The following is a 13,204-nucleotide window of genomic DNA, read 5'->3' as shown; positions in this document are numbered from 1 at the left end:
TCGATCGGGAGACTGGAGGACACCTCGTGAGTCTGGACACGACGGATTCTAGGGAGTCCGGCGACGCCGACATCGGCCCAGACCCGTCCGCGCCGCCCAGCGACGACTCCGTACGCGGCGCCGAGACCCCGCCGCCGGCGTCGAATGACGCCAGCCAGAACGACGCCGACCCGGACGGCGCGTCGGTGGTCGCGGTGGTCGAGGAGAAGGTTCGCAACTACGCGTTGCTCCGCCGCGTCCTCCTGCTGATGTGGGCGGTGTCGATCGCCGTCTACTTCTGGTTCGCAGGCATCGCGGCCGACCGGACCAGCCTGATCTTCTTCCTCGCCTTCGGCATGGCCGCGGCGACTGTCGGCCGTCGCCGCGTCATCACGATCTTCATCGACTGGCTGCCGTTCGTCCTGATCCTGATGCTCTACGACTGGACGCGCAACATCGCGGTCTGGCTCGACATGCCGACGCACTGGCACCTTGCCGCCGACGTCGATCACCACTTGTTCGGCGTCAACCCCACGGTCTGGTTGCAGTCGCACCTCAAGGAGTCGTCGCCGCCGTGGTGGGAGGTCATCGTCAGTGTCGTCTACATGTCGTACTTCATCGTCCCGTATGCCACGGCGGCGGCGCTCTGGGTGCGCGACCGCGCCGTCTGCGCCGGTTCGCGGCCTGCTTCATCGCGTTGAGTTTCGTGGGTTTGGTCGGCTACACGCTCGTGCCCGCCGCACCGCCGTGGGCCGCGGCCAAGTGCACCGCCGAGCAGGTCGTCGACCATCCGCACGATCCGCCGTGCATGTACCAGCCGGAAGGTGTGGTCGAGGACAATCTGCTCGGTCAGGTGCACCCCGAGCACCCCGGCGCGGAACCCTACACCGAGCGGATCTCCAGCCGCGGCTGGAGCGTTCTCGGGTTGGACATGGTGCTCCGCGCGATCCGGTTCGGGCAGGCGAAATCGAACCTCGTCGCGGCGATTCCGTCACTGCACGCGGGCTTGACGATGCTCCTCGCGCTGTTCATGTGGCCGCGGACCCGCTGGTTCGGCAAGACGATGTTCACCGGGTACGCCCTCGTGATGGCGTTCGCCCTCGTCTACACCGCCGAGCACTACGTCGTCGACATCCTGCTCGGCTGGGGGCTGGCGGCCCTGGTGTACGCGACGTATCGCGTCGTCGACGCGCGGTACATTCTGCCGCGGAATGCACGACGGCGTGCGGAGATGCCGAGGGAGCACGCGGTGAGCTGACCGGGCCTCAGCTCCGCTCGGCGGCCCGGAAGCTCGGGGGCGTCACCGTGCTGAAGTCGATCATCGCGTGGGTGTTGTCGATCGCGGTCACCAGGCCGATCCCGAATTGACCGCACTCGTCGTGCAGCGTGGCGGTCCCGACGGAGAGTCCCGCGTCCTCGACGTGCGAGTCCGACTCCACGCCGATTCGGTTCCCTACGGGAAGCCGCGTGAGCGCGACGGTCAGGTCGCAATTGATGAAGCCGATGCCGCCGTCGCCGACATTCGTCACCAGGCTGGTCGATTCGGCGGCGATCACCGCGCGCTGGAACGGGGTCAACTCCTCGCCGTCGGCGACCGGGATCGGCTTCGACCACAGGCTCAGTCGGTCGGCGTTCTGGCAGTCGTCCATGCTGCGGGACCACTCCGTCCGGTCGGTACGGAAGTACGGCAGGTCGGTGTCGGCGGAGTCCGCCGGCGGGCGGAAGGTGTTCGCCTCGGCCGGTCGTGACCACCGGCCGCCGGGTGGGTTGGTCCCGTTCTTCAGGAAGACCACGGTGCCGCGCGCGGCCAGGATCTCGGAGTCGCCGTCGTACTGGGTGACCGAGACCTCGACGACGCGGATGCGACGCCCCTCGCGCAGAATCCTGGTCGTCGGCACCGTCGGCAGGCGCCGGGCATTCTTGAACAGGTCGAGAGTGAAGCGCGCGGGCGTGAATCCCTCGCGGTGCCCGGCCTTCTCTGCTGCTGCCGCCGCGACGCCGCACACCGCTGGACCGTTCAGCGAGTCCGGCCCCCACATGCTCATCGCGAAGTCCGTCGGATCGTATCGTCCGGGTTCGCCGACGGTGAAGAACGTCTTAGCAGGCATACGTCGTCACGCTACGCTGCGTGCATGAGCACTCCAGCATCACCGTCCGTCTTGCCGAACGACGCGGTCGGCGCGATCCGCACCTTCGTGATCTTCTCGTCGCTGATCGGCATCGCCATGGGAATAGCCGCGCTCGTCTGGCCGAAGGCGTCGCTGTTGATCGTCGGCGTCCTGTTCGGTGTCTCGTTGATCGTCACCGGTCTCACGCGCCTGTTCGTCGCCTTCGCGGTCACGCGTGCGACCGCGGGCGTCCGCCTGCTGCTGGGCGTGCTCGGCGGCATCGTCTTCGCCGTCGGTGTGCTCGCCACGATCAACCCGGCCAAGTCGCTGGTGCTGCTCGGCGTCTTCATCGGCGTCGGCTGGATCATCGGCGGCATTCAGGATCTGTTCGGGTTGCGCCTCACCCGGCAGCTCGGACCGCGGTGGCTCGCCATGCTCGCCGGTGCGGTCTCGGTCGTGGCAGGCATCGCGATGATCACGCTGCCGGCCATCTACACGCTCAGCACCATTTTGTGGATTCTTGCCGTGCTGCTGATCGCCGTCAGCGTCGTCACCCTGCTCACGGTGCCCGCCAAGGTCACCGCGCTGGCCGAGGCGTTGGACGCGCCCGCCGTGGACTGAGCCCCGCGCGGCCTACGCCGTCATCGCCAAGCCGTCGAGCGTGATCGTCGGTTCGACGGATTCGTTCGCCGACAGGCGCGACGTCCAGATCGTCAACACGTTCAGCAGCTCGTCGGGATGCCGCAGGGCGACGCCGTCGACGATGCCCTTCCAGACCATCGCTGCCGGGCGGACCGCGGGAATCGCGGCGGCGGCGCCGATCAACTGCGCGGCGCCTGCCGCGTCCGTGTCCCACATGGCGTCCGCGGTCGTCAGGTAGAGGCCGATCGCGGCGCGGAGATCGCGCAAGTGCATCATCGACCACGCCCAGTGCTTGGCGACGTCGACGGTGATGGCCTCACCGCGGCCGAGCGTTCGCACGTACTTGCTGTGCAGCTCGCTGCACAGCAGGTCGGAGTCGGCCCACCGCTCGAGTTGCGACATGCAGCGGACGCTGTCGTGCACCGCGGCCAGGTACTTGACCGAGTACGGGCCCTCCCTTCGGGCACGGATCTCGCGGAGGACGGAGAAGCCGGCGAGCGCGGCGCTGAACTGGCCGGCGTCGTAGTCGGCCTGGGCTTGGTCGTTCAACTCGTCGAGCATGCCTTCTATGATCTCAGTCACACCGAGAAGTTTCAATCGCCTGCGGAACGACAGGTGGAACCGACCGCGGGGCCAACCCGTCGTGCATGCGCGATGATGAACCGGTGACCGAACAACAGACCCGTGACCTGAGCAAGTGGGCGCTCCTGAGCATCGCGGCGTCGATCGTCGTGATCGCGCTCAAGACCCTCGCCTGGCAGATCACCGGTTCGGTGGGTCTGCTGTCCGACGCCGCGGAGTCGGTCGTCAATCTGGTGGCCGCCGTCGTCGCGTTCTTCGCGCTCCGGATCGCCGCGAAGCCCGCCGACGACGACCACAACTTCGGGCACGTGAAGAGCGAGTACTTCTCGGCCGTCATCGAGGGCGTCATGATCGTGATCGCCGCGATCGTCATCATCGTGACCGCCGTCGACCGCCTGTTCGCTCCGCGCGAGTTGGAACAGGTCGGTGTCGGTCTGGCGATCTCGGTGCTCGCGTCGGTGATCAACGGACTCGTCGCCTGGCAGTTGATGCGCGTCGGACGGAAGTTCCGGTCGCTCACGCTCGAAGCCGACGGCAAGCATCTGATGACCGACGTGTGGACCACGGCCGGCGTCATCGTCGGGGTGGGCGCGGTGTACCTGACGGGCTGGACCCGGCTGGATCCGATCATCGCGATCATCGTCGCGGTCAACATCATCTTCGTCGGCTACAAGCTGATGCGGGCGTCGACGATGGGGCTGATGGACACGGCCATCCCGGACGAGGAGCGCGCCGCGGTGGACGCCGTCCTGGACCGCTATCGGGGCGACGGCGTCGACTTCCACGACGTCCGCACACGGGAGGCGGGACACCTGCGCTTCATCCAGATGCACATGCTGGTGCCGGGGGACTGGACCGTGCAGCGCGGGCACGACCTCCTCGAAGACGTGGAGGACGCGCTCCACGAGGCCGTCGACGATCTGCGGCCCACGATCCATCTGGAGCCGATCGAGGACCCGCGCAGCTACGAACCGTGGCGCCGCTGATCGGCGCCCGGGTCAGAGGTCGGCGTTCTGCTCGAACGGAACGCGCTGGTACACGCAGTGGTTCAGCCAATTGGCGTACAGCGTGACGCCGTAGGTGCGCCACCGGACGGCGGGCTCGCGCGCCGGGTCGTCGTCGGGGTAGTAGTTCGCGGGCACCAGCGGGTCCATTCCGGCGTCCGCGTCGCGCTTGTACTCACGATCCAGGGTGTCGCGGTCGTACTCGGGGTGCCCGGTGATGAACACCTGACGCAGATCCGGTGTCGCGGCGAGCAGCACGCCCGCGTCGTCGCCGACGGCCAGCACGTCGACGGCGCCGGACGCTTCGATGTCGGCGGCGTGCACATCGGTATGGCGCGACTGCGGCACCGTCAGAACATCGTCGATTCCGTGCAGCAGCGGCGAGTGCGGCGTCAGCACCCGGTGGTCGAAGATGCCCGACAGCTTGTGCGGCAGCTCGTACTTCGGCACGCCGTAATGGTGGTACAGGGCGGCCTGCGCGCCCCAGCAGATGTGCATCGTCGAGTAGACGTGCCGGCGACTCCAGTCCAGAATCCGGGTCATCTCGGGCCAGTAGTCGACGTCCTCGAACTGCAGCAGCTCGATCGGGGCGCCGGTGACGATCATGCCGTCGAAGTACTGGTCGGCGACGTCGTCGAAGGTGGTGTAGAACGCCTCGAGATGCTCGGGCGGGGTGTTGCGCGAGGCGTGGCTGGCCATGTGCAGCAACGTCACCTCCACCTGCAGCGGCGTGCTGCCCAGCACGCGCAGCAACTGGGTCTCGGTGGTCGCCTTGGTCGGCATCAGGTTCAGGATGGCAATGCGCATCGGCCGGATGTCCTGCGAGCGGGCGCGATCGTCGGACATCACGAAGATGCCCTCGTCCTCGAGGACGGCGCGGGCAGGGAGATCCCGTGGAATGTTCACCGGCATGCCTCGATTGTGCCACTGAGCCGAATTCGCTGGTCCGTGGCCGAGTGACCAGCGGAGATCGGTGCGGCCGTGCGGACGGCAGCAGGTGTCGACCGGGCCTCGCCGACCAGACCTCTCTGCGGTCTCATCCGCGTTAGCCTGGAGCCATGAGCGCGCGGGATTCGTACGACGGCGGTGAATACGACCACGACGACACCGACCAACTGCAGCCCGAGGACACCCTCGAGGACGCGGAGGTGGGCGACGTCCTGGACCGCGGCTACTCACCGCCCGACTACGCACCCGGCAGTCACGAGCACGAGACGCTCGACGCTCGGCTCGCCGAGGAGGAGCCGGACACGTCGTACGACGACGGCGAGGACGGCGCCGAGGACCCGGACTATCCGGAACGCAGCGAGGTCGGGAATCGTCGCGCCGGGCGGCTGATCGCTCCCGACGCGGGGTTCGGCGTCGACGTGGACAGTCAGATGCTCGCCAGCGACGCAGGCGTCGACGGTGCGGGTGCATCTGCCGAAGAAGCGGCGATGCACTACCTCGACGAGGAATAGCGGACCGCTCCAGACCGCGGTTCCGGATTCGATACCGTTTACCTCATGGATCGTGACCGGATGGTGGATGTCGGAGTGGCGCTGGTGTCGCGCTTCGGCGCCAAGGCCCTCAGCTTGACGTCGGTGGCGCGGCAGGCGGGCGTCGCGCGCGCCACCGCCTACCGCATGTTCGGTGGGCGCGACGCACTCGTCGCCGCCATCATGTCGCGCGAACTCGAACAACTCCGCGTCCACCTCCATGCGTGGGGTCAGGAGCACGACGACCCCGCCGACCGCGTGCGGGCCCGCGTCCGCCACAGCCTGGAATACATCCGGGAACACGAGGCCCTGCAGTACGTCCTGCGCAACGAACCCGAAGAGGTGCTCCGCGCACTCATCAGCACCAAAGACTCCGAGGGCCCGTCGCTCATCGACCTCATCGTCGACGCCACGCTGCCCGACGCCGAGCCGGACGAAATCGCGGCGCTGTACCCGAATGCCCGCGCGGGCAGCGAGTTCACGGTGCGGATCGTGTACTCGTGCATGCTGGTTCCGGAGAGCGTGCTGTCTGACGACGAGATCGCGGATCTGGTGGTGCGTGCCGTCATTCGCTGACGGCGTCGACCCAGTACTGTCGGAGCCATGAGTGGCACCAGCGCCCGCAGCATCTACGTCGCGTCCGCAGAAGGCGACACCGGAAAGTCGACCGTCGCACTCGGTGCCCTGATGGTGCTGACCGCCGCCGGCGGTCGTGTGGGCGTGTTCCGCCCCATCTCCCGCGGCTCCGCGGACGAGGGCGACTACATCCTCGACCTGCTTCATCAGTATGCGTCGGTCGAGATCCCGTACGAGCAGTGCATCGGCGTCCACTACGACGACGTGCACGCCGACCCCGACGCGGCGATCGGTGAGATCGTCGCTCGCTACCACGCCGTCGCCGAGCAGTGCGACAACGTGCTGGTGATCGGGTCGGACTACACCGACATCGCGTCGCCGTCGGAACTGAGCTTCAACGCCCGCATCGCGGCCAACCTCTCGGCGCCGATCATCCTGGTGGTCAAGGCTTTCGAGCGGTCGCCCGCGGAGGTGAAGGCGGTCGCCGAACTGCTGCTCGCCGACATCAAGTCCGCGCATGCCAGCACCGTCGGCATCGTCGCCAATCGCTGCGACCCGGACGCCCGGGCGGCGGTGGAGGCGGCGTTGCAGGGCACCGGCATCCGCTCGTGGGCGCTGCCCGAGGAGCCGCTCCTCGTCGCCCCGACGATGGCCGAGCTGTGCGACGCCCTTGAGGGCACCCTCTACTCGGGCGACGTGGATCTGCTGGATCGCGAGGCCCTCGAAGTGATGGTCGGCGGCATGACCGTCGAACACATCCTGGAACGGCTCAGCGAGTCGATGGTGGTGATCGCTCCCGCCGACCGTTCCGACGTCCTGCTCGCTCTGGTGAACGCCGACGCAGCGGAAGGGTTCCCGCGACTGGCGGGCATCGTCATCAACGGCGGTCTGCGTCCGCACCCGATGATCGACGCGCTCGTCAAGGGGCTGCGCCCGACGCTTCCGATCATCGCCTGCGAACACGGAACCTACGAGACCGCGCGGACCGCGTCGAACACCCGCGGCGCCATGGCGCGCGGCTCGTTCCGGAAGATCGACGCCGCGATCGGCCTCATGGAGCAGTACGTGTCGCCGCGAGAGCTGCTCGCCGAACTCGACCTGCACAAGCCCGACGTCGTGACGCCGCAGATGTTCGAGTACCAATTGCTCACGCAGGCGAAGTCCGATCCGCAGCGGATCGTGCTCCCCGAGGGCAACGACGACCGCATCCTGCGCGCTGCCGAACGGCTGCTCCGACGACGCGTCGCGACCTTGACCATCCTCGGTGATCCGGACACCGTCCGACGTCGTGCCGCCGAACTGGGCATCGACTTCTCCGAGGTCGAGATCATCGACCCGGCCACCTCGCCGCTCGCCGACGAGTTCGCGCCCCTCTACGTGGAACTGCGCAAGCACAAGGGCATGACCTTGGAGCGGGCGTCCGAGGTGGTGCGCGACGAATCGTACTTCGGCACCATGCTGCTGCACACCGGCCGCGTGGACGGCATGGTCTCGGGCGCGGTCCACACCACCGCCCAGACCATCCGGCCGGCGTTCGAGATCATCAAGACCGTGCCCGGCGTGTCGACGGTCTCGAGCGTGTTCTTCATGTGTCTGTCGGACAAGGTCCTCACGTATGGGGACTGCGCGGTGGTGCCGGATCCGACCGCTGAGGAGCTGGCTGACATCGCGATGTCGTCGGCGGAGACCGCGGCCGCGTTCGGGATCGAGCAGCGGGTGGCGATGCTCTCGTACTCCACCGGTGGATCCGGTTCCGGCAAAGACGTGGAGAAGGTCGCGACCGCGACGGACCTGGTCCGTGAGCGCGCGCCGGAACTCCTCGTCGAGGGGCCCATCCAGTACGACGCGGCCGTCGAACCGTCGGTGGCGGCGTCGAAGATGCCGGACTCCCCGGTGGCGGGCCGCGCGACGGTCTTGATCTTCCCCGACCTCAACACCGGCAACAACACGTACAAGGCGGTGCAGCGCAGTGCGGGCGCCGTCGCGATCGGCCCGGTGCTGCAGGGCCTCAACAAGCCGATGAACGACCTCTCGCGCGGCGCACTGGTCTCCGACATCGTCAACACGGTCGCGATCACCGCCATCCAGGCGCAGAACAACAAGAAGATGCAGAAGGGGAGCGACGCATGAGCGTGACGCCGATCGACGGCAGTGTCCTGGTGGTCAACGCGGGGTCGTCGTCCCTGAAATACCAGGTCCTGGACCCGCGCACCGAGGAGGTGATCGCCGACGGTCTCGCCGAGCAGATCGGCGAGGGGCAGTCGCGGATCAAGCACTGGTATCGGGGGCAGGAGGTGGTGGTCGACGGCGCGCTCGCCGATCATGACGCCGCCATCGCTGCGGTTCTCGACCTGTTCGCGGCCGACGGCGTCGACGTCGCCGACTCGGGTCTGGCCGCCGTCGGACATCGTGTGGTGCACGGCGGACGGTCGTTCTTCGAACCCACACTCATCAACGGCACCGTGCGCAGCGAGATCGAGCGGATCTGTCCGCTCGCACCCCTGCACAATCCGGCGAACCTGGTCGGCATCAACGCCGTCACCGCGCTGCTGCCGGAGGTTCCGGCCGTCGCGGTGTTCGACACCGCCTTCTTCCACGACCTGCCCGACGCCGCCGCGACCTACGCGCTCGACGCCGCCGTCGCCGACGAGTACGCGATCCGCCGCTACGGCTTCCACGGAACCAGCCACGAATACGTGTCGCGCAAGACGGCCGAGACCCTCGGCCGCGGGTACGACGAGCTCAATCAGATCGTCCTGCACCTCGGCAACGGCGCCTCCATGTCGGCGGTGGCCGCCGGGCGGCCGATCGACACGACCATGGGCATGACGCCGGTCGAGGGACTGGTGATGGGCACCCGCACCGGCGACATCGACGCGGGCATCGTCTTCCAGCTCGCACGGGTGGCGGGCATGTCGATCGACGACATCGACACCCTCGTCAACAAGCGCTCAGGTCTCAAGGGGCTGTGCGGCGAGAACGACTTCCGCTCGGTCCTCGAACGCGCCGACGCCGGCGACGAGTCCGCGCAGCGCGCGTACGACGTCTACCTGCACCGACTCCGCCGCTACATCGGCGCCTACATGATCGAGCTCGGTCGCGTCGATGCCATCGTGTTCACCGCAGGCGTCGGCGAGAACGCGGCGCCCGTCCGCGCCGACTCCCTCGCCGGCCTGGAGAACTACGGCATCGAGATCGATGCCGAGCGCAACGCGATACGGTCCGCCGAGCCGCGGGTCATCTCGACCGACGCGTCGGCGATCACCGTGCTCGTCGTTCCGACCAATGAGGAGTTGGCGATCGCTCGGCAGGCGATGGAGGTCGCGTACGGGAGTTGACCCTCCTCGTCAAAGAGGACAGATGCTGGCCGGTATGCGCCATAGCGTGGACCTTGGAATACCCGAGGACCACCGAAAGGCGCCATCATGGCCGGTACGTACACCCCCGTGACCCTGACCTACGATCTCGATGCCGAGCGAGCGGATCTGTTGACTCTCCTCGCCGACCAGCGCGCGCTGCTGGCGATCACCGCACGCGGACTAACCGAAGCCCAAGCGCGGACCACGTCGACGGTCAGTGACCTCACTGTCGGCGGCTTGATCAAGCACGTTGCCCACGTGCAGTCGGGCATGGCCGGCGAGATCGTTGAGCGCGACGAGAACGCCGAGCTCGACATGACTGCGCTGGAAGAGGCGTATGTGCTGGGCGAGCACGAGACGCTCGCCGGCGCGCTCGACGACTACGCGCGCTCGTCGGCCGAGTTCGATCGCGTCATCGCCGAAGTGGCTTGCCTCGACGATGTGATTCCCCAGCCGACGGCGCCGTGGCAGCCGGAGCGGGAATGGTGGAGTGTCCGCAAGCTGGTACTGCACTTGCTTCGAGAGACGGCGCACCACTGTGGGCACGCCGACATCATTCGGGAGGCGTTGGACGGGCAGACCACGATGGGCGCGCTGTTCGCGGGGTGAGGCCGGCTGCTCCGCACCCCTCTTCGGAGGGTGGTCACCGTCCGCTGTGACATGGATCATGTGATCATGACCACGAACACTGACCGCTACCGCGCCAGCCGGGACACCATGATCGATCTCATCGGCGACTACGACCGTGCCGTCGCCGAGTTCCAGTGGCCCGAGATCACCGGCTCCTTCAACTGGGCGATCGACTGGTTCGACGCCTTCGCCCGCGGCAACCAGCGCCGCGCACTCTGGATCACCGAAGAGGACGGCTCCGAAGTCACGGTGACCTTCGACGAGATGGCCGCGAACTCCGATCGTGTCGCCACCTGGTTGCAGAGCCTCGGCGTCGGCAAGGGCGACCGGGTCATCCTGATGCTCGGCAACCAGGTGGAGCTCTGGGAATTGATGCTCGCGATCGCGAAGCTCGGCGCCATCGTCATGCCGACCACCGCGGCGCTGGGCCCCGCCGACCTCATCGACCGCATCGAGCGCGGCGGAGCGGGGACCGTCATCGCGAACGTCGGCGACACCGCGAAGTTCGACGCCGTCCCGGGCGACTACCGACGCATCGTCGTCGGCGGCGACGCCGACGGCTGGACGTCGTACGCCGCCAGTGCCGACGCCGAGTCCGCCCGGCCGTTCACCACGACCACCGACGTCGACGACACCATGCTCATCTACTTCACCTCCGGCACCACCAGCAAGCCGAAGCTGGTCGCGCACTCGCAGATCAGCTACGCCGTCGGGCACTTCACCACCATGGCGTGGATCGGCGTGAAGCCCGGCGACGTCCACCTCACCATCAGCTCGCCCGGCTGGGCCAAGCACGCCTGGAGTCTGTTCTTCGCGCCGTGGATCGCCGAGGCCACCATCTTCGTCTACAACTACTCGCGGTTCGACGCCGCGGCGCTCATGCACCAGCTCGATCGCGCGCAGGTCAACACCTTCTGCGCTCCGCCGACCGTGTGGCGCATGCTGATCCAGGCCGACCTCGGGCAGAAGCCGTCCGGTCTGCGCGAGATCCTCGGTGCGGGTGAGCCGCTCAACCCCGACGTGATCCGGCGCGTCGAGGAAGCATGGGGTCTGGTGATCCGCGACGGCTACGGCCAGACCGAGACCACGCTCCAGATCGCGAACACGTCGGGCCAGCCGCTCAAGGCGGGATCGATGGGCCGCCCGATGCCCGGGGTTCCCGTCGTCCTCGTCGACCCGGTGACCGGTGAGCTCGCCGACGAGGGCGAGATCTGCCTCGATCTGACCACCCGGCCGCTCAACCTGATGACCGGGTACCTCGGCGACCCGGAACGCAACGACGCCGTCATGGCGGGCGGCTACTACCACACGGGCGACGTGGCCTCCCGTGACGAGAACGGCTACATCACCTACATCGGCCGCACCGACGACGTCTTCAAGTCGTCCGACTACAAGGTCTCGCCGTTCGAGCTCGAGAGCGTCCTCATCGAGCACCCGGCCGTCGTCGAAGCGGCCATCGTGCCGCAGCCCGACGAGACGCGCCTCGCGGTCCCGAAGGCGTACGTCACGCTCGCCGCGGGCTGGGAGGCGAACGCCGAGACCGCGAAGACGATCATGGAGTACGCCCGCGATCACCTGGCGCCCTATCTCAAGGTTCGCCGCGTCGAGTTCTACGAACTGCCGAAGACGATCTCCGGCAAGATCCGCCGCGTCGAACTGCAGCAGCGTGAGTCGGCGGCGTCGTCGGCCGGCGAGGAGATCCCGACCGAGTACCGGTACGAAGACCTGGTGAACTGACTTCTGCTGCTTCCACCGTTGTCCGGGCCCCGCAGCGGGGCTCGGACAACGGTGGAAATCGCCGGATCTATCCACAATGTGCTGAATGGCCTTGATGAGCTTCGGGGTGCGGCTCACACTCGAGATATGGGGATCACGGGGGAAGTCAGGGAGATGTGCTGTCGGCGATTGGATGCATTGCTCCGAGCGCAGGACGGTGTCGTCGCACGAAGCCAAGTGTTCGACTGTGGGTTGGATCGGGCGTTCGTTCGTCAACGATTGCGATGTCGGCACTGGGTCGTCGTGTACTCCGGCGTGTACGTCACACACACCGGACATTTGACGCGACGTCAGCGGGAGTGGGCGATCGTGCTGGCGTTGGCGCCCGCCGCTCTCAGCCACGAATCGGCGATCATCGCTGCGGGAGGATCCGAACTCGGTTGGGATGCGAAGCCGCTGCAGGTGGTTGTCAGCGCCGATCGACACTTGGTTCGACCGCCAGGAGTGGGATTACACTATAGCTCGTTCTACGACGAGCGTGTCCTGCCGCACACCAGCCCGCCGCGCGTCCGGCTGGAGCACGCGGTCCTGGACGTGGCCGGTGAGGCAGGGACAGAGTTCGAAGCGGTCGCCTGTCTGTCCGGTGTGGTGCAGGCAAGGTTGACCACTGCTGACCGACTTCTCGAAGTATTGGCGGCGCGGTCGCGCACAGGCCGTCGTACCTTCCTCGAGAGGGTATTGATCGACGTTCGCGACGGAGCCTGTTCGGTACTGGAGCGCAGTTATCTCACCGACGTTGAACGCGCCCACGGGTTGCCCACGTCGATCCGACAGTCGGCAACAGGTGTGGGACGACGAGGTTTCCGCGACGTCGAATACCCCGAGTGGCGACTGATCGTGGAACTGGACGGCCGTCTGAACCACGACAGTGCCACCGCACGTGACGCCGACATGGAGCGAGACCTCGACGCGGCGGTGTTCGCGCGGAAGTCGAGCATCCGCCTGGGCTGGGGGCAGGTCATTGATCGGTCGTGCCGGACCGCAGGCAAAGTCGGCGTGGTCCTGAACAATCTCGGGTGGGACGGATCGGCCATGCCGTGCGGTAAGACATGCGCACTCCTCTGAGTTCA

At 67.3% G+C, this 13,204-nt stretch carries 12 protein-coding genes and 1 pseudogene; 10 read left to right on the top strand and 3 right to left on the bottom strand.

Annotated features, from left to right (window positions below; translation table 11 throughout):
• Positions 1 to 26 precede the first annotated feature (26 nt).
• Positions 27 to 1,237: pseudogene (locus tag GH2_RS04965) on the top strand (phosphatase PAP2 family protein).
• A gap of 7 nt (positions 1,238 to 1,244) precedes the next feature.
• On the opposite strand, the gene GH2_RS04960 reads toward GH2_RS04965, so the two are convergent.
• Positions 1,245 to 2,087 (bottom strand): acyl-CoA thioesterase domain-containing protein, encoded by an 843-nt coding sequence (locus GH2_RS04960; RefSeq protein WP_066163807.1) that lies wholly within the window; start codon positions 2,085 to 2,087, stop codon positions 1,245 to 1,247.
• Positions 2,088 to 2,111: 24 nt separating this feature from the next.
• On the opposite strand from GH2_RS04960, the gene GH2_RS04955 reads away from it, so the two are divergent.
• A complete protein-coding gene (locus GH2_RS04955; RefSeq protein ID WP_066163802.1) occupies positions 2,112 to 2,708 on the top strand; it encodes a DUF308 domain-containing protein in 597 nt (198 codons plus the stop codon).
• A gap of 12 nt (positions 2,709 to 2,720) precedes the next feature.
• Here GH2_RS04955 and GH2_RS04950 read toward each other — a convergent pair whose 3' ends face one another.
• Complete coding sequence (locus tag GH2_RS04950) at positions 2,721 to 3,290, bottom strand: hypothetical protein (RefSeq protein WP_066163799.1); 570 nt, start codon at positions 3,288 to 3,290, stop codon at positions 2,721 to 2,723.
• A gap of 104 nt (positions 3,291 to 3,394) precedes the next feature.
• Between GH2_RS04950 and GH2_RS04945 the strand changes: the two genes are divergently transcribed.
• A complete protein-coding gene (locus tag GH2_RS04945) occupies positions 3,395 to 4,297 on the top strand; it encodes a cation diffusion facilitator family transporter (RefSeq protein ID WP_244885306.1) in 903 nt (300 codons plus the stop codon).
• 12 nt (positions 4,298 to 4,309) lie between these two features.
• Here GH2_RS04945 and GH2_RS04940 read toward each other — a convergent pair whose 3' ends face one another.
• On the bottom strand, positions 4,310 to 5,227 hold the full coding sequence (locus GH2_RS04940; RefSeq protein ID WP_066163794.1) for a homoserine O-succinyltransferase: 918 nt from the start codon (positions 5,225 to 5,227) through the stop codon (positions 4,310 to 4,312).
• A 146-nt stretch (positions 5,228 to 5,373) separates the two neighbouring features.
• Between GH2_RS04940 and GH2_RS04935 the strand changes: the two genes are divergently transcribed.
• The 7 genes from GH2_RS04935 (at position 5,374) to GH2_RS04905 (ending at position 13,199) form a co-directional block, all read left to right on the top strand.
• Complete coding sequence (locus tag GH2_RS04935) at positions 5,374 to 5,775, top strand: DUF5709 domain-containing protein (RefSeq protein ID WP_066163791.1); 402 nt, start codon at positions 5,374 to 5,376, stop codon at positions 5,773 to 5,775.
• Positions 5,776 to 5,820: 45 nt separating this feature from the next.
• Positions 5,821 to 6,369, top strand: a complete 549-nt coding sequence (locus GH2_RS04930; RefSeq protein ID WP_066163789.1) for a TetR/AcrR family transcriptional regulator — start codon at positions 5,821 to 5,823, stop codon at positions 6,367 to 6,369.
• Positions 6,370 to 6,396: 27 nt separating this feature from the next.
• Positions 6,397 to 8,499 carry a phosphate acetyltransferase gene (pta, locus tag GH2_RS04925; RefSeq protein ID WP_066163787.1) on the top strand — a complete coding sequence of 701 codons (2,103 nt, stop codon included), beginning with the start codon at positions 6,397 to 6,399 and terminating at the stop codon, positions 8,497 to 8,499.
• A complete protein-coding gene (locus tag GH2_RS04920) occupies positions 8,496 to 9,707 on the top strand; it encodes an acetate kinase (RefSeq protein WP_066163784.1) in 1,212 nt (403 codons plus the stop codon). Before pta ends, GH2_RS04920 begins: the two co-directional genes overlap by 4 nt.
• 87 nt (positions 9,708 to 9,794) lie before the next feature.
• Positions 9,795 to 10,337 carry a DinB family protein gene (locus GH2_RS04915; protein ID WP_066163781.1) on the top strand — a complete coding sequence of 181 codons (543 nt, stop codon included), beginning with the start codon at positions 9,795 to 9,797 and terminating at the stop codon, positions 10,335 to 10,337.
• A gap of 66 nt (positions 10,338 to 10,403) precedes the next feature.
• On the top strand, positions 10,404 to 12,095 hold the full coding sequence (locus tag GH2_RS04910; protein ID WP_066164319.1) for an AMP-binding protein: 1,692 nt from the start codon (positions 10,404 to 10,406) through the stop codon (positions 12,093 to 12,095).
• A gap of 294 nt (positions 12,096 to 12,389) precedes the next feature.
• Positions 12,390 to 13,199 (top strand): putative endonuclease domain-containing protein, encoded by an 810-nt coding sequence (locus GH2_RS04905; protein ID WP_244885305.1) that lies wholly within the window; start codon positions 12,390 to 12,392, stop codon positions 13,197 to 13,199.
• The last annotated feature ends 5 nt before the right edge of the window (positions 13,200 to 13,204 follow it).

The sequence above is a fragment of the Gordonia hydrophobica NBRC 16057 genome (assembly GCF_001592365.1).
Lineage (GTDB): Bacteria > Actinomycetota > Actinomycetes > Mycobacteriales > Mycobacteriaceae > Gordonia > Gordonia hydrophobica.
Note: the sequence above shows the minus strand (reverse complement) of the source record. Positions and strands in the feature narration are given on the sequence as shown.